20 protein-coding genes are annotated in these 24,303 nt (G+C 39.1%); 4 read left to right on the plus strand and 16 right to left on the minus strand.

Annotation, left to right across the window (positions count from 1 at the left end):
- Positions 1–23: 23 nt before the first annotated feature.
- The 5 genes from KHA95_RS20245 to KHA95_RS20265 form a co-directional block, all read right to left on the minus strand.
- Positions 24–839 carry a histidinol-phosphatase gene (locus KHA95_RS20245; RefSeq protein WP_213139391.1) on the minus strand — a complete coding sequence of 272 codons (816 nt, stop codon included), beginning with the start codon at positions 837–839 and terminating at the stop codon, positions 24–26.
- Between the two features lie 510 nt (positions 840–1,349).
- On the minus strand, positions 1,350–2,039 hold the full coding sequence (locus KHA95_RS20250) for an LrgB family protein (protein ID WP_213139392.1): 690 nt from the start codon (positions 2,037–2,039) through the stop codon (positions 1,350–1,352).
- On the minus strand, positions 2,036–2,395 hold the full coding sequence (locus KHA95_RS20255; protein WP_249317141.1) for a CidA/LrgA family protein: 360 nt from the start codon (positions 2,393–2,395) through the stop codon (positions 2,036–2,038). Before KHA95_RS20255 ends, KHA95_RS20250 begins: the two co-directional genes overlap by 4 nt.
- Positions 2,396–2,630: 235 nt before the next feature.
- Positions 2,631–3,143: a methylated-DNA--[protein]-cysteine S-methyltransferase gene (locus tag KHA95_RS20260; protein WP_213139394.1), complete on the minus strand. Its 513-nt coding sequence runs from the start codon at positions 3,141–3,143 to the stop codon at positions 2,631–2,633.
- Positions 3,140–4,372, minus strand: coding sequence for a helix-turn-helix domain-containing protein (locus KHA95_RS20265; RefSeq protein ID WP_213139395.1), 1,233 nt, complete (start codon positions 4,370–4,372; stop codon positions 3,140–3,142). Before KHA95_RS20265 ends, KHA95_RS20260 begins: the two co-directional genes overlap by 4 nt.
- 116 nt (positions 4,373–4,488) lie before the next feature.
- On the opposite strand from KHA95_RS20265, the gene KHA95_RS20270 reads away from it, so the two are divergent.
- Positions 4,489–5,796 (plus strand): MFS transporter, encoded by a 1,308-nt coding sequence (locus KHA95_RS20270; protein WP_213139396.1) that lies wholly within the window; start codon positions 4,489–4,491, stop codon positions 5,794–5,796.
- A gap of 97 nt (positions 5,797–5,893) precedes the next feature.
- Here KHA95_RS20270 and KHA95_RS20275 read toward each other — a convergent pair whose 3' ends face one another.
- The 4 genes from KHA95_RS20275 to KHA95_RS20290 form a co-directional block, all read right to left on the minus strand.
- Positions 5,894–6,631, minus strand: coding sequence for a GntR family transcriptional regulator (locus tag KHA95_RS20275; RefSeq protein WP_213139397.1), 738 nt, complete (start codon positions 6,629–6,631; stop codon positions 5,894–5,896).
- A gap of 77 nt (positions 6,632–6,708) precedes the next feature.
- On the minus strand, positions 6,709–7,893 hold the full coding sequence (gene deoB / locus KHA95_RS20280) for a phosphopentomutase (RefSeq protein WP_213139398.1): 1,185 nt from the start codon (positions 7,891–7,893) through the stop codon (positions 6,709–6,711).
- 685 nt (positions 7,894–8,578) lie between these two features.
- The gene (gene deoD, locus KHA95_RS20285) at positions 8,579–9,289 is read right to left on the minus strand and encodes a purine-nucleoside phosphorylase (protein ID WP_213139399.1); all 711 of its coding nucleotides are present in this window, start codon (positions 9,287–9,289) and stop codon (positions 8,579–8,581) included.
- 23 nt (positions 9,290–9,312) lie between these two features.
- Positions 9,313–10,683 carry a purine-cytosine permease family protein gene (locus tag KHA95_RS20290; protein ID WP_213139400.1) on the minus strand — a complete coding sequence of 457 codons (1,371 nt, stop codon included), beginning with the start codon at positions 10,681–10,683 and terminating at the stop codon, positions 9,313–9,315.
- Between the two features lie 303 nt (positions 10,684–10,986).
- Here KHA95_RS20290 and KHA95_RS20295 point away from each other — a divergent pair, with 303 nt between their 5' ends.
- Positions 10,987–11,685, plus strand: coding sequence for an SDR family oxidoreductase (locus KHA95_RS20295; protein ID WP_213139401.1), 699 nt, complete (start codon positions 10,987–10,989; stop codon positions 11,683–11,685).
- Positions 11,686–11,733: 48 nt separating this feature from the next.
- On the opposite strand, the gene KHA95_RS20300 is transcribed toward KHA95_RS20295, so the two are convergent.
- Entirely contained in the window at positions 11,734–13,227 is a 1,494-nt protein-coding gene (locus tag KHA95_RS20300) for a tagaturonate epimerase family protein (protein ID WP_213139402.1), read from the minus strand.
- A 305-nt stretch (positions 13,228–13,532) separates the two neighbouring features.
- Between KHA95_RS20300 and KHA95_RS20305 the strand changes: the two genes are divergently transcribed.
- Both KHA95_RS20305 and KHA95_RS20310 read left to right on the plus strand, forming a co-directional pair.
- Positions 13,533–14,432, plus strand: a complete 900-nt coding sequence (locus KHA95_RS20305) for an EamA family transporter (RefSeq protein ID WP_213139403.1) — start codon at positions 13,533–13,535, stop codon at positions 14,430–14,432.
- 69 nt (positions 14,433–14,501) lie between these two features.
- Positions 14,502–15,062 (plus strand): thioredoxin family protein, encoded by a 561-nt coding sequence (locus KHA95_RS20310; RefSeq protein ID WP_213139404.1) that lies wholly within the window; start codon positions 14,502–14,504, stop codon positions 15,060–15,062.
- 46 nt (positions 15,063–15,108) lie between these two features.
- Here KHA95_RS20310 and hutH read toward each other — a convergent pair whose 3' ends face one another.
- From hutH to hutU, 6 genes are all read right to left on the minus strand, one after another.
- On the minus strand, positions 15,109–16,635 hold the full coding sequence (hutH, locus tag KHA95_RS20315) for a histidine ammonia-lyase (protein WP_213139405.1): 1,527 nt from the start codon (positions 16,633–16,635) through the stop codon (positions 15,109–15,111).
- Positions 16,636–16,676: 41 nt separating this feature from the next.
- A complete protein-coding gene (locus tag KHA95_RS20320; protein ID WP_213139406.1) occupies positions 16,677–17,993 on the minus strand; it encodes a Na+/H+ antiporter family protein in 1,317 nt (438 codons plus the stop codon).
- A gap of 116 nt (positions 17,994–18,109) precedes the next feature.
- Positions 18,110–19,273 carry a M20/M25/M40 family metallo-hydrolase gene (locus KHA95_RS20325; protein WP_213139407.1) on the minus strand — a complete coding sequence of 388 codons (1,164 nt, stop codon included), beginning with the start codon at positions 19,271–19,273 and terminating at the stop codon, positions 18,110–18,112.
- Positions 19,274–19,312: 39 nt separating this feature from the next.
- Complete coding sequence (gene hutI / locus KHA95_RS20330; protein ID WP_213139408.1) at positions 19,313–20,560, minus strand: imidazolonepropionase; 1,248 nt, start codon at positions 20,558–20,560, stop codon at positions 19,313–19,315.
- Between the two features lie 222 nt (positions 20,561–20,782).
- Entirely contained in the window at positions 20,783–22,138 is a 1,356-nt protein-coding gene (locus tag KHA95_RS20335) for a YjiH family protein (protein ID WP_213139409.1), read from the minus strand.
- Positions 22,139–22,237: 99 nt separating this feature from the next.
- Complete coding sequence (gene hutU, locus KHA95_RS20340; RefSeq protein ID WP_213139410.1) at positions 22,238–23,959, minus strand: urocanate hydratase; 1,722 nt, start codon at positions 23,957–23,959, stop codon at positions 22,238–22,240.
- Between the last annotated feature and the right edge of the window lie 344 nt (positions 23,960–24,303).

A 24,303-nucleotide genomic window follows, 5' to 3' on the forward strand; every position in this document is an offset into this window, starting at 1 on the left:
CCTTTCCTCCGAAAACTGTAATCTTATAATGTAGTAAGATACATTTTCTTTTGCTTAAAATATGCCCATTCTTTAAATCCAATTTCCTTGAGCCTTGTTTTTACTTCCTCAAACTCATCAGCAACACGCTCTGGATCATGCGCATCAGAGCCAAAGGTTACTTTTACCCCATAATGTAGAGCCCTTTCAAGCAACTCATCTGCTGGATACCAACCGCCACAATCCTTCGTTTTCCCAGATGTATTAATTTCAATAGCAACCTCCGATGCGCCAATCACCTTTAAAGTCTGATTAACGACATCCGTTGGAATCTCGGAAAATGCCGGATAAAACGCCTTCATTGCATCGATATGACCAAGGATTTGAAACAAGCCGCTTTGGGCAGATTCGGCAACGAGGTTGTAATAGGCTTCCTTTGTTTCTATTCTTTCCTCTCTCGTCAATCGATCCCAACGCTCTTTATTAAAAATACTCATTCCCCTAACAAAGTGAACAGATCCGATAATATAATCAAATGGATAACGGGCGAATTGCTGACGATATAAGTCAATCTGTTTCGGGAAAAAGTCAGATTCGACTCCTAGTAAAACATCAATCTTCCCTTTATATTCCTCTTTTAGCTTTAACACCTCAGCAACATATTCAGGAAAATGTTTTTTGGCCATTGCGACAGTTGGAAAAGGCTGTTCGTTGTCATTTCCAAAAAAAGGGGAATGATCAGAAAGACCAATCATATGTAAACCTTTTGCGATGGCAGCTTCAATATAATCACGGAGCTCTCCCCGTGCATGTCCACAACGGTGATGATGCGTATGAAAATCAAATACAAGATTCGTCATCTTTTATTACCACCTTTACACTCTTTTCACTACTATAACACATTGAAAAACGAGGAAAAGGCATTTTCCCTCGTCTGTGAGTTTAATTGCGTATGTAGGATATATGTTAATAAGGAATTGCTTACGTAAGTTAATTTCTATCCATCTGTCGTTTTGAAATACCACAAAATCCCTTAAGGTACGGAGCATTCATACTGTTGATTACACTCAAGGTGAACGCGGTCCGTGAGTTGGTCACGAAGCCTTTGCCAGACGATATGGAAATTTTAGGCTTCGTTCTTATATTTGCTCCTACGGGATCCCACGTTGACGCGCTTTTTCCACTGGAGTCCCCATCTTCCGCTACAATCAACGGAACCGCAAAACTAAACGTTGGCTCTGAGGGCAAGTAGAAAAAGAACATTATTGATATAAATATGTATCTAAATACCCTTCTTTCTGTGTAAAACTAAATACTCCAAAAAAGCTCTTATTTACTGTCGAGATTTCCTTATGAACATATTAAGTAACTCACATAAACCAAATAACGATCAACGGGGTAATAATCGATACAATAACAGCTGAAAGGATCATTGCTAATGTACTTGCAGCACCCGCATTCTCACTTTCCTCCATGATTTTCGCTGTTCCAATTGCATGAGAGGCAGAGCCGATGCCAAGTCCGCGTGCTAAGTCATGATCAATCTTCAACCATTTAAATAATGTAGGTCCAATGACTGCCCCACCAATGCCGGCGAACATTACTAGGACAGCCGCTAAAGATGTGGAGCCATCAAGCGTATTGGCAATATCCATTGCTACGGGAGTCGTAACCGATTTTGGCAAAAGCGATAAAATGATTTCTCGCTTAATGTGAAACCATTTCCCCATCATCAATCCGCTCGTAACTCCGATTACTGAGCCGATAAAAACGCCAACCAAAATAGGAATCAAATAGTTTTTCATCATTTGTCTTTGCTTGTATAGAGGATAAGCAAGAGCAACAACAGCAGGGCCAAGAAAACGATCAATCCATTGGCCGCCAATGTTATATGTTTCATATGAAATATGAAATAGAAGAAGTCCGAACATCACAATGAGCGTCGAAATTAAAACAGGCAAAGTAAACGGAGAAGGAAATTTCTTATTCAACCATTTCGAAAAGAAAAAAACAACGATGGTTACGGTGATGGCAAGCAAGCCGATAAAGAAGTGATTCATTCTTCCTGCCTCCTTACAAGCCACTGACTTATCCATCCCGTTCCCATCATGACAAGGATCGTGCTTATTAGCACAATCACAATAATGACAAGCCCTTTCCCTTTAAATAAATCTAAGTAATTCATAATCCCAACCGTAACTGGCACGAAAAATAATGGCAAATAGCGAATTAATAAAAGTGATCCGGCTTTAATCCAATCTTGTTTAATCACATTTGTAAGCAATAAAATAAATAATAGCAACATCCCGATAATGCTACCTGGAATGAACAAGTGAAACGTTTTTTGAATGAAAACACCAAGTAAATATAAGACGTATAAAAAGGAAATTTGAATAATCATTCTTACAATGTTCAATGTCCGCTCTCCTTGCAAGCTCATTTCTAATCTGAATTTTGTATATCAAAATGGGATCTTCTTTTTGTATTCCTATATAAGTTGAATAAATAACATTCATAAAATGTGGGAAGTAAATACCGTTGATTTCCGTTCCAGGCGGAGACTCCAATTAACTAGGTATGCATCTGTGTAAAAACATTTAAATGGACAATCTTTATTTCAATTTATATATGTTCCGATTTTTATTTTCTTATCATCGATTCTCCTCCCCTTCCAATTTCAACAAATACTCCTTCATTTCAATGCCAGCCCGAAACCCAGTCAATGAGCCGTTTTTTCCAATAACTCGATGACATGGGACGGCAATGAGGACGGGATTGGCGCCAATTGCGGAGCCAACCGCCCGAACTGCTTTGGGCTTTTGGATTCGCTCAGCGATATCCGAATAGGAGTGTGTTTGTCCATATGGGATCTGTTTCAATGCTTCCCATACTGCATGTTGAAATGCTGTTCCCTTTATATCGATTGGCAATGTTATTGCTTTTCTCCTCCCTTCGAAATATTCACGAAGCTCATGAACATATGGTTGTAAAGCTTCCTTACTTTCCACAATATTTGCCTTGGGAAAATGCTTTTGTAGCCATGCTTCTAATTGTTCATACGCCTCTCCGGGTGAACCGATGTAACAAAGTCCATTTTCAGTTTTTGCTAAATATAAACTCCAGTTGTCATCCTCAAATTTTGACCAATAAATCATTTCTTTCATAATGAACACTCCTTTTGAATTCTTTCATTGATTTCGTAAATAAAATCTTTATAAGGTGTATGTGGCAATGGATCGATATTTTTTACCGCTAATTTTGCGAACGTTAGAGCCTCCACATGATTCCCCAATTTCAAATGGCAGAGAGCCTTGTAAGAATCGGTTACATAAAAAACAGATAAATCAAATGGATGATGCATATAAGATGGTATTTTTACTTGATCAAGCCAATGTAAAGATTGTTCAAATTGCGAAAGACCATATAAAGCGATTCCTTTTCCTATAAAAAAGTATGGGCGATAGATCTTGTCCAAGCTTCGCCTTGTTAAAATCCCCTCGATCTTTTCCAAGGCTTGACCAAATTTCCCCTCCAAATTCAATAGCTCAATATTCATTAAATCATAAAATAAAAGCGAATGTGTATCATCAGCAAATTGACCGTATTGTTTTAGTTTTTCTTGGTAAAAAAATAGCTTCTGCTCATTTTTTGACATCATCGCTTCAAATGCTGCAAGTCGATACAAGTCATCAATACGATAAAAAATGCGATGCTTTTTGGAATATTCGATTGCCTCTTCCATTACACGTATGGCCGAGATTGAATCGCCAACAGCGAAATGCAATGTCGCTTCATGATAATCAAAATCAACCCTTGTAATCGGATCGATAAATGCATGATTTGATTCGACCTCTGCTCGTTCACGAAGCAAAATGTCTAATGCTTGCCCATATTGATGTTCTGTATATTTCACCGAAGCCCGGAATAAACCAATGTTTGCCCGCTTAGAAATAATGTTCATTTTTTCATACATGTTAGCAGCACGGTCAGAGTATTCTTTCCAACCTGTTTGTTTATTGCGAAACAGACATTTACTATATATATCTAATAATCGAGCAGCTTCATATCCTTGCGTCAGTTTTTCTACATATGGGGTTACTAACGCAATGATTTGCTCGTCCTCATCCGCCTTCTTTTCAATATCAACATTGAATAGCTTTTCAGCCTGTTCAAGTACATCTCTCAGTTCCTGTACACTAATTTCCTCTAACAGCTCGGTCATTTCAACTCCAAGTTGCCCTGCAATATACGCCAAGCTTTCCATCGAAGGATTCGCTTTATTATTTTCAATCAGGCTGAGCATTCCTTTTGTTAGCTTCTCGCCCGCTAGCTGCTCTAATGTCAGCTTTTTTTGTTTGCGGATTGTTCTGATCCGCTCTCCTAACGTATTCATATTACTCACCTCTTCGTCACGATCATGTTTAATTATATTAAACTTTAGCTTGAAATGGAAATCATTGCGTGCTACGATAAGTTTAATAAAATTAAACTTACGAATGGAGTGGCATCATGGACGCTGTTTTAAAGCGAAAAAAGGCGACCTATCATTTATGGACATTTGCAATTAGTAAGTTGATATCTTCATTTGGTGCTCAAGTTTATACATTTGCCATTAGCTTCTATATATTACAAACGACTGGATCAGCAACAAGCTTTGCAACAAATTTAATATGTAATTTATTGCCGCGTGCACTCGCTGCACCGTTTGCGGGATATGTAGCCGATCGTTATTCACGAAAAGCGATTGTCATTATCTCGCAATTAGCGACAACGGCCGCAATCGGAGGACTTTTGTTTGTTACCTTAACAATCGGCTTATCACTGCCAGCCATTTTTACAACAACATGCCTTTTATCGCTTACATCCACCTTCTCCACTGTGACCTTCACATCCTCAGTTACAGGGCTTGTGGACGAAGAACGCATTCAAAGGGCGATGTCTTTAAATCAAATGTCGATGTCCTTTGCCGCAATCGGAAGCCCTGCTGTCGGTGGCCTTTTATATGGGGTTGTCTCAATGCCTGTGTTTCTTATTATGTACATGAGTGCCTCGACAATTGCAGTCATCCTTGAATCAACGATGAATTTTAAACTGTTTGCAAAACAAAAAGAAATGGTCAACGCTGAAGAAAATGAATCGATGTGGCAAAGTATGAAGGCAGGCCTTTCTTATTTAAAATTGAAGTCTGTCATTATGACCATTATCTGGATAAGTCTATTAATCAATTTCTTCTTCGGTGCATTTGAGGTTGGTTATTCATATATTCTTATTGAAAAAATGAAAATGGCATCCCAGCATTTCGGAATTACAGAAGGGGCATTTGCAGCAGGCATGTTATTAATGTCCGTATATTTCTCCGTGCGCAAAGAAGTTGCATTTCCTCTTCTTATATCAAAGCGCGGAATCCTTACGCTAGGAGCACTAATGGGAATCGTTGGGTTCCCCTTAATCGTCCCACTGCCATATGGGTTAATTTTTTCTTTTTATGTCGTGCTAATGTTTGCCTTCGGTGCAATGGTGATTATGGTGAATACACCGATTCAAGTGATGATGCAAAAGCAAATAGAGGATGAATTTAAAGGACGCGTGTTCTCCATCCTTGAAACAATGTCACTCGCACTTATGCCGTTAGCAATGGTATTATACGGATTTCTATATGATATTTTTCCAGGACAATGGATCTTACTTACATCGGCAGCAATTTTAATTGCTATCGTCCTTGTTCTTGCTAGACCATCTGTCATACGAAAAGCGCATCCTGAACTTTATGGGCGAAAATCCGCCAATACAAAAGCCGGATTAGCTTCATATAAATAATTTTAGCAAACTTGTAACATCTTGTTTTTGATTAAAAGTATGTAATAAATAAAACACCACTTAGAAAAGCTATTCTCTAAGCGGTGTTTTTGAATTGTTATTTGAAAACATTTAATTTTATTTTTGAGAACTGTTGCGGGATATAAAATTTAGTATTCATTAATGGATACTCTTCATTGGCATATAGGTTTTCTAATAATAAAAAGCACTCATTTCGGCCAACTAATTTTTCTTTTGGATCATCTAAAATAACAGTATGTGTATATTTGATCTCAATATCTCCATAATTGGCATAAGTATATGCTTGGTTTTCAAGAAAATCGAGTATTTGTTCCCTATTATCTAAATCCAAAGATAAACGCTCCACTGTTTGCATAGACATAAAAGTAAAGGCGTATGCTATTAAAACATTTTCCTTCCGATAAAACCGTTCTAAAGCGACTACTTTAGATGAATCCCTTTTTAATATTTTTTTCGTATATTCGGTATCTATATCGAATCGATAATCTAAATCTATCCGGTCAAATCTACTTGTATGGCACTTATGCATCGGGTTACTTAATTTGTCTAATGGAACAGCATCTTGTTGTTTATAAAATGAGTCAATGACAAAGTTTCCCTTCCCACGAATATTTCTTACTAATCCATCATCTTGCAAAAGAGCCAAAGCTTGTCTTAATGTTGAACGGCTAATCCCTAGTTTACTAGCTAAATCTGGTTCAGAAGGTAGCCTGCTGCCCACTGGGTATTCTCCCTTTGTAATTCGCAGAAGGAGTTCATCATATACGTTTAGATAAAGTGGTCTTTTCAAATTATCTAGTTTATTTTGATTCATTCTTTCCGTATCCTTTTCGTTTTTTTAACAAAGACCCCCAAAAGTATAACTTTTGGAGGTCTTTCTATCGTAACATATTATTTTAGAAATTGTAAAAAGGAGTTTCCGTTTTCAGGCATTTTTACTTTGAAATTATCAGCTATTGTTGCACCGATATCGGCAAATGTATCATTTTCAGGTAATCTGCCAGAACTGTTTAACCGCTTCGAAAAAGCCAAAACGGGAACGAACTCGCGAGTATGGTCTGTCCCAGGAAATGTTGGGTCATTGCCGTGGTCAGCCGTAATGATTAATAAATCATCTTCTCGAATTAAATCTAATACTTCGTCTAAACGTTGATCAAATGCTTCTAATGCTTTTCCATAGCCTTCAGGATCACGGCGATGGCCATATAAAGCATCAAAATCAACCAAATTTAAGAAACTCATTCCTGTAAAATCTTGCTTTAAGACTTCAAGCAATTTGTCCATCCCATCCATATTGTCTTTCGTACGAATTGATTCAGTAACTCCTTCACCATCAAAAATATCATTAATTTTTCCGATGGCGATGACATCATAGCCGCCATCTTGCAAACTATTCATCACTGTTTTACTGAATGGTTTTAAGGCATAGTCATGACGATTCGATGTTCTTGTAAAGTTTCCGGGCTCGCCCACAAATGGTCTCGCAATAATTCGACCAATTAAATACTCAGGGTCTTTTGTGATTTCTCGAACCTTTTCACAAATATTATATAATTCTTCCAGGGGGATGATTTCTTCATGGGCAGCAATTTGCAGAACAGGGTCTGCCGATGTATAGACAATCAAATCTCCTGTTTTCATTTGATGCTCACCATATTCATCAATGACACCTGTTCCGCTAGCAGGTTTATTACCAACTACTTTACGCCCGGTCATTTCTTCAATCTGTTTGATTAATTTGTCAGGGAATCCATTCGGGTACACGTTAAATGGTTTATCAATATTCAGCCCCATGATTTCCCAATGGCCTGTCATTGTATCTTTACCCACTGATTTTTCTTGTAATTTAGTGTAATAGGCAAGAGGATTGTTCGCCTTCGCTACACCCGGTATTTCTTCAATATTAGACAGACCTAATTTTGCTAGGTTAGGCACATTCAATCCATTCATATACTCTGCAATATGTTTTAGCGTATGTGAACCAACATCATTAAATTGATCCGCATCTTTCCCTTCCCCGATCCCTACTGAATCCATGACAATTAAGTGAATGCGTTTAAATGTATTCAAGCTCATCTCTTCTTTCTATATGTTTAGTACTTTAATAAAAAAACCTTGCTCAAAATATGAAGGCACTAGAAAAGTTCCCATAATGCAAGTATCAATTAATACTGTTGATTTCCGCGGAAGGCACTTCGCTCCAATCAACGGAATCAGCTAAAAATCAACAATCAAGCTTAATAGACACGAAATTAAAAAGGGCATAATAACCTAAATTCAAAGGGAATTAACACTTTCCTGCGGGATAATTATAGTACCAATTTTATAAGTATGGGTACTGTGGTTCAAAAACAACAATCATTGATTTTTAGTCCATTTAAGTTTCCCTTCACAAACACAACGGATATCTTGTTGAGTATGGCCAGAGACACAGTAAGTAATCGAAGATTGAAACGAATTGATTACAATATCAGTAAAAGGACGACTCAAAATTCACATTTAGAATTTTGAGTCGTCTTTTCACAAGGAATTGAAGTGCTAAAAAAGCTTCGTTTATATTTCTAGCGAAATTCTTACTGCGTTGATTGAAGTGAAGGGTACGAGACTCCTGCGGGAATAGCGGGACAGGTGAGACCCCACAGGCGCAGAGCGCCGAGGAGGCTCACCGCCCGCCCCGCGGAAAGCGAGTACCTGTAACGGAAATCAACACTCATATTCGTCCCACCAAAATAATAGTAAGGCTTTTTTCTATAGCTGATTTCTATTCATTAATAAGAGTCTCTAACGCAACAGTGATCATGTCATTAAATGTTGTTTGGCGTTCTTCCGCTGTCGTTTCTTCGCCTGTAATCACGTGGTCACTCACGGTCATAATACTTAAAACATCAATATTGTATTTTGCTCCAAGTAGATAAAGAGCCGATGTCTCCATATCTACACCTAACACACCGTAATCAGCGAGCTTATGGATCATGGACTCATCGTCTTCATAGAATGAATCGCCAGTGTACACATTACCTACATGAACTCTTAAACCATCATTCTGTTTAGAGATGCGATATGCTCTTTCAAGTAAATTAAATGCTGCGTTCGGTGCATAATTAATTTGCGGGAAAATGATGTTTTGCATTTTCGAATCATTTGTAGCCGCCATTGCCATAACAATGTCACGGATTTTCACTTCGCGCTTCATCGCTCCGATTGTGCCGATTCGAATAATATTTTTCACACCATAATCTTTAATAAGCTCAGTGGCATAAATACTCATGGAAGGAGCACCCATTCCAGAAGACTGGATAGAAATCTTCTGCCCTTTATATGTCCCGGTATAACCATACATTCCGCGGACTGTATTATGGCACTCAACATCCTCTAAAAAAGTATCTGCAATATACTTAGCACGAAGTGGATCTCCTGGCATTAATACTTTTTCAGATATTTGACCTTCTTTTGCATTTAAATGGATACTCATAATAATTTCCAACCCCCGAATAATTAATTAGATGTTTGCTTTTTCAATTGCGCTGATGAATAAATCCAGCTTAAAACTAAACCAAATGCAAATGATAGTAATACTCCTAGACTGTTGCCTTCAAAAATTCCTTTCGCAAACGGCGCAGGGAATATTGGATTTGAAGTAAAAAGAAGTCCGACAATCACAGTCACGAACCATATGATTACATTTCCTTTATTTACGGAAATATTTTTATCACCCGAAATAATATCAGGATCATACCCTTGCTTTTTGCGCAGGATATTGTAATCTGCTATGAATACTGCCGTCCAAGCTGCTAAACCGATACCAACAACCCCTAAAAACATTTGGAATGAACCTAAAAAGTCACCGTTTACAAATAGCACGTAAGTTGGAAGCAATACCATAATTACACCATGGAAAATAATCGATGTTCGCTCCGAAATTTTAATATTTGTAGCTTCTAAAGCAGTACGTCCGGATCGTAGTGAAATAACTGCCGGTGGAATGATTCCGCCCAATGCTGTAATGAAATATGGAATAACCATCCATTTAGGCATTTGTAAAGCTAATGCGGCAATTGGATCTGCTGCGCTAATTAATTCAGGATTTGTTGCATTCATTAAAATCCCCAAGAACATAATGACAAATAGCGGTGAAGCTGATGCAACCGTCGTTGTCCAGAAAATCGATTTATTCGAAGATTGAGGACTTTGGTAACTAGAATAATCACTCGCAACCATTGCCCAACTAAGCGCAGAACCGGCAATAATGATAGAAATAGCAGGCAATACGCCTCCAATCCAATCTCCATTTGGCATATTCACAAGTGCTGACCAGTCCGTTTGTGGAACTAAAATAATTAATACAACTACTGTTAAAGCCCCGAAAATATAGGTAAATATTGTTTGAACTTTTACAAGTGTTTCTTGATTTACAAGGGATAATGCCATAATCGCAACGGCAAGACCGATTAACCCGATTAGTTGTACTGTCGTTGTTGCTTCAAATCCAAGTGCAGTAACAATGGCGTTAATGGAGAAAATACCAGTAGGAACGTTACCGATACTTAACCAACCAATCAAACAAATCCATGCTAGTACAGCCGGAATTAAGTTTCCTTTTGACCCAAATGCTGCTCGTGATAACACAAATGTAGGCGCTTTTCCTAACTTCCCAGGTAAACTAAGGTATCCGATAAGTGCAAACGATGCTGCCCCTAGGAATGCCGCAATGACGGATTGAATGAAGTTGAGACCATAACTTACGATAATCCCTCCGTAAACCAATCCCATTATTCCTATATTTAATGCAAACCATATCCAAAACAATTGTCTGGGTTGCCCTACTCTTTCATTTTCTGGAATTAAATCAGGGTATTTTTGCCCCATTCCCTTCGCCCTCTTTCTCATTAAGTTACTTTCCTAAAATATTGAAAAATTTATGAGAGATTCGTATAATATTAGTTTTTTATTTGTAACCATCGCTTCCTTTAGTTGAATTTTTGTTAGTTTAGACATGTCTATTTTTTATACAAGTTAAAGTTATCACAACTTTTTATTTGATGCAAGCATGGGAAAAATATACTAACAGCCATTTTCTTTTCTTAAATGAAACCGTATTTTTACCTAGGACAAAACGTGCTAGTTATGTAATAATGACTAGTACACTATTCTGTTGATAAGGAGTCACTTATGGAAAATAAAGTAGTAGTTATTACGGGCGCGGGAAGCGGTTTAGGGGCTTCTTTGGCGAAACAATTTGCTAATTCAGGTAATCACATTTGCTTACTTGGAAGAAGAAAGGAAAAACTTGAAAGAACAGCAAATCAATTAAATAGTCGATATTCTATTTATGAAGTAGACGTATCCTCTAAAGAGGATGTAGGAAGAGTATTTCGGAAAATTGAAGAAGAACTAAGCGCAATCGATGTATTGGTAAATAATGCGGGAGTCGGTGCTTTTGATTTAGCTGAACATATTGAAGAAGAATCGATTCATCAAATGATAGACATTAATTTAAAAGGAACGATTTTTTGCACACAAGAAGTACTTGCAGGAATGAAACAGAGAAATAAAGGGACGATCGTTAATATCGTTTCGACAGCAGGTCAAGAAGGAAAAGTAACGGAATCAGTTTACTGTGCAAGCAAGTTTGGGGTGCGTGGATTTACTGAAAGTTTGGTACGTGAGTTGAATGATACTCCAATCCGTGTCCTTGCCGCATATATGGGTGGGATGGAAAGTGAATTTTGGGATGGCATCTTCACTCCAGAACAAACAAAAGGTTTAATGAAAACCGATGATGTCGCTGAAATCATTATCGATAGTATTAAACCGCGGAAATACCTTGCTGTAACAGATATTACAATTAAGAATAAAAAACAATTTTAAAACGAAAATGCCACTTCCCTTTAGACGCGGGAAGTGGCATTTTTACTTTTATAGCCCTAATAAATCAAGATGTTTACCAATATGTTTTACAAGTGCAGCTCTGTACTCTGCTTCGTGCTTATCAAGCGTTGCGAAGAACTCATCGGCAAACACGAATTGGCCATTTTCATCCTTCGCTGTCAAGATTAGACCATATGTTACGTGGAATAATTGACGTGCTGCATCATCATTCATGTATTCAGCCAGTTGATCGTCGGCTACACTGTCTAGTGCTGCAACACTGTCTAAATCAGGCGTAACATGGTAATATTTCAATGCTTCTTCAAAATTCTCTAATGCAAACACATGCATTTTTCTGTATAGATCTGGGTTTACTTCAGCGATTACGCGGATCGCCTCCAACCAGTTCGTCCCAGCTGTTTTTACGTGAAGAACACCTTTTGTGTACTTAGCAATGATTGGGAATACTTTAAATTTATCACTTCCAGAGTGAATGCTTAGTTTATAGCCAAAATATTCGGCAATTAAAGCGTGTTCACTTAACTCGCGCTCGAATTGTTCTACGTCGCCGATATAGTCGATTCCTTTTTGGAATTCTCCGCAGAATCTTGGCGCAAGGCTGATTACTTCTACATTCGCAAGCTTTAATTCGTTCGCCACTAAGAAATGTGCTAATGGAGATGTCACTGTTTCTGTTTCATCAATTGAAATTTCATAGTCGATATCACGGCCAGCTTTTGCAATATACGTTTCATAAACATGGATCATATACGTAATTGCTTCATGATATTGAAGAACGTATTTTTTTAATGTTGCTTCGTCATAAGAAAGGGACAGTCCGTTCACATCAAAGTTTTTATTTAAATATTGCTCTTCATAGCGCTTTCTTACATCTTCCGGCAATTGATTGTATTGGTCAGTAATCTCTTCTGCACTTGCTGATTCAAGATTTTTTGGAATTTGATCTGAGCAGTCCAATGTCAACATTGATACGCCAAGTGACAACGCCATTTCAATATCAGATTCTAGTTTAATATGGTCGCCGTCCGCACCATACCCACCTGTGTATCCTTCTTGGAAAACTGCGAAACTAGCAGCATCAAGCATATCGTTCATAGACCGATTTGTCAGTGTCAACTCGCGGATACTTTGTTGTGCAAGAACAGGCTTTGCGCTCGTATTTCTAATTGTTTCGATATGTCCTGGGGAAGCTAATCCTAAACGGTCACCTAATCCAACTGTCGCTGTTTTCGTTCCAAACGCGCGTGGAGCTGTATAGTCGAAATAACGGTTTAATACGAGACGGTTCGCATGTGTTAATGGACATACTTTTTTATTTTCTTGAAGAAGCTCTCCTTCTAATTCCTCAAACAATGGACCATTTCCAACTGCTAAAATTGATTTTCCGTTTTCGTCTTTGACCATTAATAACTGTACTTGTTCATGCTTAGTATGTGACTGCTCATATACTTTCACATTTGCTACATCAGTTTTAACATTGCCTTGTTCGAGTGCTTCGAATACTGGTAATAAATGTTCCATCATGACAACCCCTTAAAAAATAGTATTTATTCATCAATCGGCAAGCGGATACAAATCAAACTTTTTAAAAAGTATACCGTTTTCATTGCACTTTAAATAAAATACGTTTTTTAACAACGTTGTTATTTATAAGGTAAAAAAATGAATCGATATACTTTTTACTATTCTTATATTTGCTAAACCGATTTATTAAAAGAATTACTTACAGTATATAGCATAAAAAAGCGTGTGACAACTATTTTCTTTTTTTGAGATAAATCTGTTAAGATAGCATGTGGATAGATGCTAGTAAAGGAGCAATGATGATGAAAATTTGGCATTATGCGGCCATCGTTTTTTTGGGAGGATGCAGCTACGGGATTTTATCAACGTTTGTAAAGCTCGCTTATTCTGCGGGGTTTTCAGCAGCGGAAGTATCTGGGAGCCAGGTTTTATTTGGAACGGCATTAATATGGCTGCTCGTCTTGTTTACGAAAAATAAATATAAGCGAATTTCATTTTCCACACTAATGAAATTGCTTGTTTCTGGACTTCCGATGGGCTTGACCGGAATCTTTTACTATAAATCATTAGAAACGGTTGATGCATCACTTGCGATCATCTTTTTATTTCAATTCGTTTGGATTGGTACTGTTATCGATTGGATCATTTTTAAAAATAAACCGGAACGAAGCAAAATCATTTCAATTGTTATTCTTCTTGCCGGGTCTATTTTAGCGGCGGGATTATTAGCAGGTGGGTTTCAAGGGCTCTCTCTTGCTGGAACGGCTTGGGGATTGCTTTCAGCTTGTACATTTTCAATTTTTATTTTAGTAAGTGGGGCAGTTGCAAACGAAGTTCCGGCGATTTTTAAAAGTGCTTTGCTTGCAACTGGTGGATTAAGCATCGTAATGGTAATATTTCCGCCGCTGTTTTTATTCCACCCTTCAACATTATTAAGCTTAGCTCCATATTCTTTATTGCTTGGCTTTTTCGGCGTCGTGTTGCCGCCGTTATTATTTTCCATTGGCATGCCCCATATTGGGCCGGGGCTTGGTACCATTTTATCCGCGTCGGAGCTGCCAGTTGCCGTCATTATGTCGGCGATCGTTTTAGGCGAATACGTAACCTTTTATCAATGGTGTGGGGTCGTGCTGATTTTAATTGGGATCATGTTTGGTAATGCTCCGGCGTTTCTTAGAAAAAGGGCGCTTCGAAACGGATAAGCATTTGTATTTACGGAAGCACTTCTCCTTGATACACTTTAACTATGTAATTAAAAAGGAGCGATACTGATGAATTTAAATGATTGGTTTAATAAAGGAATGACACCAGAAACATATAATGAATCGCTAGATAAACTAAAAGAAGGAGCTTCACGCGTCTACAATGAATTTACCTTGCCGAACGATGAAGCTTTTTTCCAAGAGCTGGCGGATAAAAAGTTACGCGCGATCATTTTAGCGGAGCCTTGGTGTGGACATTGCATGTTCAATCTTCCTGTATTCTTTCGATTGGCAGAAAAAGCGAACATATCAGTCCGTGTTCTTGCTCGCGATGAAAATTTGGAGCTAATGGATCAATATTTAACGAATGGCAAATCACGCAGCATTCCAATTTTTATTTTCATTGATGAACAAGGGAATGAAGTAGCTAAATGGGGACCGATCGCAAAATTCACAAAGGAATTCGTCGATAAACATAAAGAAACATTGCCATCAAAAGATGCAGAGGATTATAACGATAAATTTAAAGAAGTGATCAAGTTTATGACGAAGAGTTTTATGAATGATTCCGATTATTGGAATGCTTCTTATGGGGAAATGAAAGAAACGTTAGAAAACGCAAAAGGATAATTAAATGAAAATCCGGAATTGGCGAGCCCGTTCCGGATTTTTTCATCTATAAATCTTTCAACATATCTTCCTTTAGAATATATTGAGCAAGTTCTTCCATTTGATCAGCAATCGCACGATCACTTTCGAGCGGCGGACAAATTTTACGAACCTTTTCTAAAAATGCCTTTGTTGCTGGAGCTAATTGATTTTCCGCTTGTTCTAAGTAAATCGCTTGTGATGCACAAATCATTTCAATCGCAATCACTCTAGCAGAATTGTGAATGATTTCCCTCGCTTGTCTAGCAGCGATTGTTCCCATACTGACATGATCCTCTTGGTTTGCGGATGTTGGAATCGAATCAACGCTGGCCGGGTGTGCAAGAACCTTATTTTCCGAAACAAGTGCTGCTGCTGCATACTGTGGTACCATAAGTCCACATTCTAATCCCGGGTCCGAGGCTAAGAAAGGTGATAAACCGCTTAATTGCGGATTAACAAGCCGTTCCGTTCTTCGTTCAGAAATATTTGCCCATTCCGCGGCTGCTACTTTTAAGAAGTCCATCGAAAGCGCAATCGGTTGCCCATGAAAGTGGCCACCTGATACAATTTCACCGTTTTCTAACACGATCGGGTTATCCGTCGCGGAATTCATTTCAATTTTTACTTTCTGGTCTACATAATCTAACGCCTGCCATGATGCACCATGCACCTGTGGAATACAGCGAATGGAATAAGCATCCTGTATCCGAATTTCTCCTTGGCGAGTAATGCGCTGGCTTCCTTCCAGCCATTTTCTCATTCTCGAAGCGACAAATTCAAACTCGGGATGAGGCCTTACGGCTAATAAGTCACTGTCAAAGGCAGATATAATTCCATTAAGCGCCTCCATCGTTAAGCATGCTGCCATATCTGCGGCTAAACCTACACGCTCTGCTTCATTCAGGGCAATAACACCAATTCCGGTCATTGCTTGTGTTCCGTTAATTAAAGCAAGCCCTTCTTTTGCTTCCAACGAAACAGGTTTCAAACCCGCTTTCTTTAGTGCCTCCTCACCAGAAAGAACCTCGCCTTTATATTCAGCCTTTCCTTCCCCAACTAAAACGATGGCAACATGTGCAAGCGGTGCCAAATCTCCACTCGCACCAACAGAACCTTTACAAGGAACAACCGGATGTACCCCTTTATTAATCATATCAACAAGCAGTTGCAATGTTTCTTCTCTAATTCCCGAAAATCCTTTTGCGAGAGCGTTTGCCCGAAGTGTCATCATCGCTCTTACAACTGGAATAGGAAGAGGGTCTCCGACTCCGACTGCATCGGCTCGTAATAAATTCAGCTGCAATTTTGCAATATCTTCTTTTTCGATTTCAATATCGCTTAGTTTTCCAAAACCTGTATTGACTCCATACAAAATTTTTCCATCCTGGAGCTGCTTTTCAATACGATTGCGGCTCGCCCGTACCCGGAATAAGCTTTCTTTACTAACTGAAACAGCGGCATTCCCGTTTGCAATTCTTTGGACATCGTTTCGATTTAATGTAAATCCATCTAATTCAACACCCTCAACATTGACTAAGTCATTTCTCCCCATATGATGTCAACTCCACTCTGAATATTTAGTATTTACTAATATTATAAGACGAGCGCTGCTATTACACCAAAAACAAATAATGGGATATTATAATGAATGAACGTTGGCACACACGTATCCCAAATATGATCATGTTTTCCGTCTGCATTCAAGCCCGCCGTCGGTCCAAGCGTACTGTCTGATGCCGGTGATCCCGCATCACCTAATGCTCCAGCTGTTCCAAGCAATGCTGCGGTCGCTAACGGACTAAAGCCCATTAATATACATAGTGGAACAAAGACCGTTGCTAAAATAGGAACCGTTCCAAAGGAAGTTCCAATTCCCATTGTTACAAGTAATCCAATTAGTAACAATACGATTGCTGCTAAAAGTTTACTATCGCCAAGGATTGAATTCACATATTCAACTAAATGAATGACTGCACCGGTTTCCTTCAAGATCGTCGCATATCCTGAAGCAATCAACATGACAAACGCAATTGCTCCCATCAATTTAACCCCATCTTGAACAACTTCCTCACCCTCTTTTAATGTTACAATTCTGCCGGCGAACATGATAATAATTCCTGTAAGTGCACCAACAACCATTGAACTGAATGTGAGCTGGGCCGCGAGTGCAGCAACAACGGCGATTAGCGTTATATAATCTCTTAATTGAAATTTTCGTTTTGGCTTTTCACTTGCCGCACTCACTTCAGCAAAAGCCTCATCATGGTCCCCACCATAATTTCTTTCTTTTCGATACGTAAAAAAGATGGCGATAAATAAACCAACAAACATTCCGATAGCTGGAATCATCATTGCAAATGGTATTTGTGTTTGGGCAATTTGCATTCCATTCGCATTCATTTCAGTTGTAAGAATTCCATGAAAAATAATTCCGTATCCTACTGGTATCACAATATACGGCATTTTCAAACCAAAGGTAAGCGCGCTTGCCACTGCCCTTCGATCCATTTTCAAATAGTTAAAGAATATTAATAGCGGCGGAATTAAGATCGGAATAAACGCAATATGAACAGGTATTAATGTTCCTGATAGACAAGTCAACCCCGCAATAATCAATAATAAAGTGATTTTATTCCATTTCTTTTTCTCTAGCATTTTATCAATTAATATGGTCGTGAGCCCCGAATAGGCAATCATCGCTGCAAAAATCCCTAATAATATATAGCTTAACGCTGTTTCTGCCTGCCCGCCCATTCCGCTAATAAATATGGAAATCGTATCGGATAATGATAGTTTAGCTGTAAGTCCAGCTGTAACTGCGGCGATTAATAATGCAAAAATGACATGCACCCTAGCAAGGCTCAATACAGTTAATACGATGACAGAAATTAATACAGGATTACTTAGCATGCAGCTCTCTCCCCTTTTTTAAAAAATGTACCATCATTGTACCGGGCGATTCCTGAGAAAGAACCGCCATTCTCTTTAGACCATTTTTATCGTTTTATTCAGAGGTATTCATCGTATTATTTTTTATGTTTTTCATACCATTCCTCAATGAGTGCTGCTGTTAGCCTTCCTGTATTTACCAAGTTTTCAATACTGATGCATTCTCTAAAGGAATGAATGTTTTGGAATCCCAATCCTAGAGTTAAGCATGTCAGGCCATTCTCATTTAAGACATTCGTATCGGCCCCGCCTAATGTTTCGGTTAAGTATGGTTTTACGTTAATATTCTCAGCGGCTGCTTGTACGGTCTTCGTTAAAACATGATCCTCTGGAATATCGAAGCCGCTATATTTCTTTTCAACTGTCACCTTCACTGACCCATTGCTTTCCACCGCTGCCTGCTCCATCACTTCCTGCATATGCTTGAGCTGCTGGTCTAATTTTTCTTTTGAGAAGCTGCGTACCTCACCTGCAACCGTCACATTCCCGGGAATAATCGATGTTAACTCGCCGCCTTTGATAGTACCAATATTCGCAAGCGTCTCCTCATCAATTGTCCCTAGCTTCATGTTGGACAAGCCTTTCGCTGCAATCAAAAATGCGCTATTCCCTTCCTCCGCATTTAATGCAATATGGGCGGCATTTCCTTGCACTTCCATCCAAATCCGACTGCTATATGGTCCCTTCAAAATAATTTGCCCTACATCTCCACTGCTGTCGAAAATATATCCTATTTTACTTTTCGCCTTGCTGTAATCCATATATCTTGCCCCGACAAGCCCTGGCTGCTCATTCACGGTTAATATAAATTCAATCGGTCCATGGGGTACACCACTTTCGATCAGCGCACGGATCGCCTCCAAATAAGCGGCCAATGCCGCACGGTCGTCCGCACCTAAAATTGTCGTGCCATCCGAATAGATCACTCCGTCCTTGATGACTGGTTTTAGATCTCCTGTTGGCAGGACCGTATCCATATGTGTCGAGAAAAAGAGCGGTGGAATCGATGGGTCCGTTCCTTCATGCCATGCAATTAAGTTGCCGACTTCGCCATTGAAATGTTTATGTGCTTGATCAAATTCAATCGTAAAACCTAGCTCCGGCAATGCCTTTTTTAAGTATTCGGCAACGGGTTGCTCTTTTGTACTCGGAGCATTTAATTTGGCTAATTCAAGAAATAGATCTAGTAGTCTTTCACTATTTACCTGCTCTGCTGCAGTGGATAGTTGTTTCATTGTCATGCAAATCCCTCCGTTTATATCAGTAGACTTTAGATATTTTCACCGACTAACGACAATCTTGCCATCTTTGATAACGCTCTCAATAATATTCGTGCCAAGCTCGTAAGCAATATGTTTATACGTTGGGACATCCCATATTTGCAAGTCTGCGATTTTTCCGACTTGAATCATTCCCCTATCATCCAAATCAAGCGCTTGGGCTCCTCCGTATGTAGCCGCTTTAATCGCTTCCTCCACTGAAAATTTGTATAGTCGACATGCCAAGTTGATCACAAATTGCATCGATTCTGTATAACAGGCCGGACAGAGATCGGTCGCTAACGCAATTTTCATTCCAGCATCTAACATTCGTCGTGCTTCAAACGGTTGTTTATGCCCTACCGCAAAATCCAATGCTGGCATTAGCACTCCAGTAACCTTTGCTTCTGCTAGCTTTTTCATCACTTCCGGCGGTGTATAATTTAAATGGTCAATCGACACCATCTTCATTTCAGCAGCTAGATCAGAACCACCGATATAAGAATAGGCATCCGCATGAATTTTCGCTTTCATTCCGTGTTCCAGTCCTGCTTTTAAAATCCGCTCGGACTCTTCCGCAGTAAAATAACCTTCATCACACCAAACATCACAAAACTCAGCAAGCCCGCGCTTACTTACGAGCGGAATCATTTCGTTAATAATAATATCGATATACTCTTCCTTTGTTGTATTTTCTGGAAACCCATGCGCACCTAAAAAAGTATTAATCACATCCAACGGGGTTTCCTCGCCAAGTCGACGACTCACTTCTAAAATTTTAATCTCGCTTTCTGTTGTAAGTCCATATCCACTTTTGCTCTCAACTGTTGTAATTCCATATTCGAGCATGTTTAACATCCGCTTTTTTGCTTGTTGAAATAATTCTTCTTCTGGAGCATCTCTTGTCAGCTCAACGGTACGGTTTGGACCTACCGTAACAGTTAACTGCTTTAATTTCTCGAGATTTCCCGTTAATTTAGCTGCGTATTCTTCCACTCGTGTTCCATAAAATACCAAATGTGTATGCGAGTCGACAAATCCTGGGGCAACAACTTTTCCTGTCGCATCAATGACATCCTTTTTTTCAAACGCAAAATCATTAGCCATTTCTTCCTCAGATCCCACTCCGACAATCAAACCGTCTTTTATCGCAATCCAAGCATTTGTGATGACCCCAATTTCATCAGAACGACCACCGGCACAAGTAATCACTTCTGCCGCATTGCTAATGAGTAAATCTACCTTTGTCTTTACTTTCGTTTCGGACATCTTTTCTCACTCCTATCAATTACGTCTCGGCATCATTACGTCCAGATGTTTTTTCAAGCTCACTCGAAAAACTCCCCTAAAAATCTGTGAGATCTGCCGGAGGCTTAACTTGAAGCTGAATTCTTTGACTTGAAGGGCAATACGTATTCCCAAACATTTATAGAAATAGGGCATTTCTGCCGATTCCCCACGTAAATTTAAGTTCTTTCGTCTGAAAAATTACTATAATATGAGAAGCGCAAGCGGTGTAATAATGATTAGCGTTAATACCGTTCTCAAAAACCAAATTACAAGGATGTGACTCATTTTTAACGGTATTTCAGTGGATAAGATACATGGGATTAATGCAGAAAAGAACAAAATGACTGAGACGGAGAGCGAAGCAATAATAAAGCGAGTTTCCAAACTTGCCTCCAGCACAACTAAAGAAGGTAAGAACATATCAATTAAATTAATCGTTGCTGCTTTCGCTGCAAGAAATGGTTCAGGAATTTGCAACAAAGCAGTTAAAGGATAAAATATATATCCTAAATAATCGAAAACCGGTGTATAATTAGCCAAGATCAAGCCAATTAATCCAATTGACATAATAGAAGGCAAAATTCCCATTGCCATTACGAAACCATCTTTCACATTTACCCATATATTCGCCCCAAGCTTCGGAGCATTGTGGGCAGTGATCATCGCTTGTTCCCATGCATATTTCATTCGTTTTTCTTTAATAATCTTTTCCGGAAATCCCTCACCTGTATAATACTCATCCTTCATTTTATTAATAGGCCAAATTCTTGTAGTAATAGCCGTTACAAGAAACGTAACAAGAAATGTCAGCCAAAAATACAAATTCCATATATGCATTAAATCCAATGTTTTTGCGACAACAATCATAAATGTGGCGGATACAGTAGAAAATCCCGTTGCAATAATAACGGCTTCCCTTTGCGTATATTTCCCCTCTTTATAAATCCGGTTCGTTATTAACAGACCGATCGAATAGCTCCCAACAAATGATGCAACGGCATCAATAGCTGAGCGTCCTGGTGTCCTCCAAATGGGACGCATAATCGGTTGCATAAATATGCCGACAAATTCAAGCAACCCGTAGCCAACAAGCATTGCTAAAAAGATGGCACCAATTGGAACAAGAACGCCGATTGGAATGAGTAATTGATAAAACCAATAAGGTCCCATATCCTCAGCCATTAACCACGCTGGCCCCAATTCGAATAAAACAAAAAAGGCAGCAATTGCTCCTAACACTTTACAGATGGAAATGGCCATTTCCACTTTTGTTTTATTCCATGTTTTTTTATAAAACGGGTAAATCGCTCCTAAAATAACAACGAGCATTGCATAATAAGAAGGGGTGCTTCCGGTAGATTCACGAATCCACGTAACAAAATGGTCCAATGGGATTGAATTTTTACCATTTACTTCGATAGGAATGAAAAACATAAAAATCCCAATCGCACTGAAAATAAAAAATTTAGCAATGTTCTTGGCAGAATAAATCGACTGATTCGAAACGTCTATCACTTGTCCTTGCTCTGTATTGACTTGTCCGTGAAGTTGACTCATCTCTTCACCCCTATCAAATTTTCTCAGTGGCAATGGCATAAAAGGGCAAGTAGAGATCCTGCTTCATTCGGATCTCTACTCGTTGTCTTCCGTATTGGATTAGGATTTCACTTCCTCCTTTTCCAAATCCTTTGGACCGAATGTTGCTTTTGGTGACCACCATAATGGAATTTTAATGCTGTCCTCTGTTAGTTTCCCTTTTCCATTGGCAACATCCTGTGCAATTTTGTAACCGGCTTGAGCATGGCGGACAACACCGATACCTGAGTCAACAGTCATTGCCACCTCAAGTCTCATATCTGATTCTGCTGTTCCATCTGCAATCATCGTCACACCCGTATGAACGGCTTCACCCATCGAGTAGTTTGCTTGAAGGGCAATTAAGTCGCACATCCCAACAGCATTTAGAAGGCCGTTTAACATTGGCCAGTCAGAAATTAAATCACTTCCATCCTTCATATCTTCAGACTCAAATGTCGGGTTCACAATGGAACCAGAGTCTAGATTATCGCGTGAGAATGCAACCGGTCCAGCAAGTTCACCGCGACGAATCATATCATTTACCTCGAGAGCAAACTTTTTCCGCTGACCAAAGCCCATATAGCAAATACGTGCTGGCAATGCTTCGATTGGAATATGTTCTTTCGCAAGCTTAATCCAGCGGGTAACAAGATAATCATCACTAAATTTCTCTAAAATCATATCATCGATTTTTCTTAAATCTTCTGGATCACCTGATAAACATACCCAGCGGAAAGGCCCACGTCCTTCGCAGAAGAGCGGACGAATATATTCGGCGACAAATCCAGGTAAACGTTTTGCCTCTTTCGAATTCATTCCTGCATCCACACATTCTTTTCTATGACTTGTTCCGTATTCAAAGGAATGAACGCCAAGATCCATAAATTTAATAAGCGCCTTCAATTCACGAATCATTGTTTCACGTGCTTTTTCCAAATATAGTTCGCGATTCGTATCACGAAGCTCCTCCGCTTCTTGCACTGTATACCCTGCCGGCAAATAAGAAATTGGGTCATGTCCCGGTGTCATCGATGTTGAAATATCCGGTAGCCATCCTGACTGAAGAACTTCTTCAAAAATATCCGCCGCGTTTCCAACAACCGCTACACCGAGTGGTTTTCCCTCAGCCGCATGCTGCTTAGCCATTGCGATTGCATCATCCAAGGAATCAGCAAGCACATCAATAAAGCCTTTTTCAATTCGGCGCTGAATGATTTCTACGTTTGAGTCGCATAAAATCGCTACGCCGCCATGCATCGTCATTGCTCTCGTTTGGTTTCCACCCATTCCACCCGCTCCAGCGGTTAGAAGAATTTTTCCGACAAGTGAATCATTGTAATGCAGGCGCGCAATCGCTGACAATGTTTCGAACGTTCCTTGAATAACTCCTTGTGTTCCGATATACTCCCAAGGTGCTGCTGTATAGTTCGCATACATCGTCAAGTTTTTATCTTGTAGATCATAAAATGTCGGCCAGTCCGCTTTCATAATATTCGTCGTTGCCATAACAACGGTTGGCGCGTACTTATGTGTTTTAAATACAGCTACGGGCATTCCAGACTGTACAACTAATGTTTCATCATCCTCAAGCTCTTTTAAAGATTGTACAATCGCATGATAAGACTCCCAGTTCCGTGCCGCTTTTCCAATTCCTCCGTATATAACAAGCTCTTCCGGCTTTTCAGCATTCTCCATATTGTTTTCTAACATTCTCAAAATGGCCTCTTGTCTCCAGCCTTTACAACGTAACTCCGGCCCTCTTTGTGCCTTCACTGAATATAAAATTTCTGGTTTTGACATATGTAATACCTCCATGTTAGATTTTTTCTTACTCGCTAACTATATAATGCAAGTTGCGTGCCAATTTCAAAATTATTACTGAAAAATTACATTTTTCATAAAAATCAATCGATTATATAGGGATTTTCCCTCTCTTTCTTTCATCCACCCTATGATTCAGTTAGCTGATACGGTATAATGACGTTAAAATCGCAGAGAAATTTTGCACCTTGTTTTCTTTAAAAGTATAGATGTTTCTCACCATTTGATAACGCTTACATTCCAGGTGGTGCAGAGAGATTTTGCATGCAAACTGCCAAACTAATAATCTGTTTAAGTTGAATTAAGATTTCCTAAGTAATTTA

Source organism: Bacillus sp. FJAT-50079, from assembly GCF_018343515.1.
In the GTDB taxonomy this organism is placed as follows: domain Bacteria; phylum Bacillota; class Bacilli; order Bacillales; family Bacillaceae_C; genus Lederbergia.

Excerpts from the sequence above, each read along its gene's own strand:
- hutH (WP_213139405.1), bottom strand. The coding sequence starts at position 16,635 with ATGGGGAGAAATGACTTAGTCAATGTTGAGGGTGTTGAATTAGATGGA.
- KHA95_RS20275 (WP_213139397.1), bottom strand. The coding sequence starts at position 6,631 with ATGAATCAAAATAAACTAGATAATTTGAAAAGACCACTTTATCTAAAC.
- KHA95_RS20265 (WP_213139395.1), bottom strand. The coding sequence starts at position 4,372 with ATGAATACGTTAGGAGAGCGGATCAGAACAATCCGCAAACAAAAAAAG.
- deoB (WP_213139398.1), bottom strand. The coding sequence starts at position 7,893 with ATGAGCTTGAATACATTTAAACGCATTCACTTAATTGTCATGGATTCA.
- KHA95_RS20270 (WP_213139396.1), top strand. The coding sequence starts at position 4,489 with ATGGACGCTGTTTTAAAGCGAAAAAAGGCGACCTATCATTTATGGACA.
- KHA95_RS20325 (WP_213139407.1), bottom strand. The coding sequence starts at position 19,273 with ATGACAATGAAACAACTATCCACTGCAGCAGAGCAGGTAAATAGTGAA.
- KHA95_RS20335 (WP_213139409.1), bottom strand. The coding sequence starts at position 22,138 with ATGAGTCAACTTCACGGACAAGTCAATACAGAGCAAGGACAAGTGATA.
- hutI (WP_213139408.1), bottom strand. The coding sequence starts at position 20,560 with ATGTCCGAAACGAAAGTAAAGACAAAGGTAGATTTACTCATTAGCAAT.
- deoD (WP_213139399.1), bottom strand. The coding sequence starts at position 9,289 with ATGAGTATCCATTTAAATGCAAAAGAAGGTCAAATATCTGAAAAAGTA.
- KHA95_RS20320 (WP_213139406.1), bottom strand. The coding sequence starts at position 17,993 with ATGCTAAGTAATCCTGTATTAATTTCTGTCATCGTATTAACTGTATTG.
- KHA95_RS20310 (WP_213139404.1), top strand. The coding sequence starts at position 14,502 with ATGAATTTAAATGATTGGTTTAATAAAGGAATGACACCAGAAACATAT.
- KHA95_RS20245 (WP_213139391.1), bottom strand. The coding sequence starts at position 839 with ATGACGAATCTTGTATTTGATTTTCATACGCATCATCACCGTTGTGGA.
- KHA95_RS20295 (WP_213139401.1), top strand. The coding sequence starts at position 10,987 with ATGGAAAATAAAGTAGTAGTTATTACGGGCGCGGGAAGCGGTTTAGGG.
- KHA95_RS20305 (WP_213139403.1), top strand. The coding sequence starts at position 13,533 with ATGAAAATTTGGCATTATGCGGCCATCGTTTTTTTGGGAGGATGCAGC.
- hutU (WP_213139410.1), bottom strand. The coding sequence starts at position 23,959 with ATGTCAAAACCAGAAATTTTATATTCAGTGAAGGCACAAAGAGGGCCG.
- KHA95_RS20250 (WP_213139392.1), bottom strand. The coding sequence starts at position 2,039 with ATGAATCACTTCTTTATCGGCTTGCTTGCCATCACCGTAACCATCGTT.
- KHA95_RS20300 (WP_213139402.1), bottom strand. The coding sequence starts at position 13,227 with ATGGAACATTTATTACCAGTATTCGAAGCACTCGAACAAGGCAATGTT.
- KHA95_RS20290 (WP_213139400.1), bottom strand. The coding sequence starts at position 10,683 with ATGGGGCAAAAATACCCTGATTTAATTCCAGAAAATGAAAGAGTAGGG.
- KHA95_RS20260 (WP_213139394.1), bottom strand. The coding sequence starts at position 3,143 with ATGAAAGAAATGATTTATTGGTCAAAATTTGAGGATGACAACTGGAGT.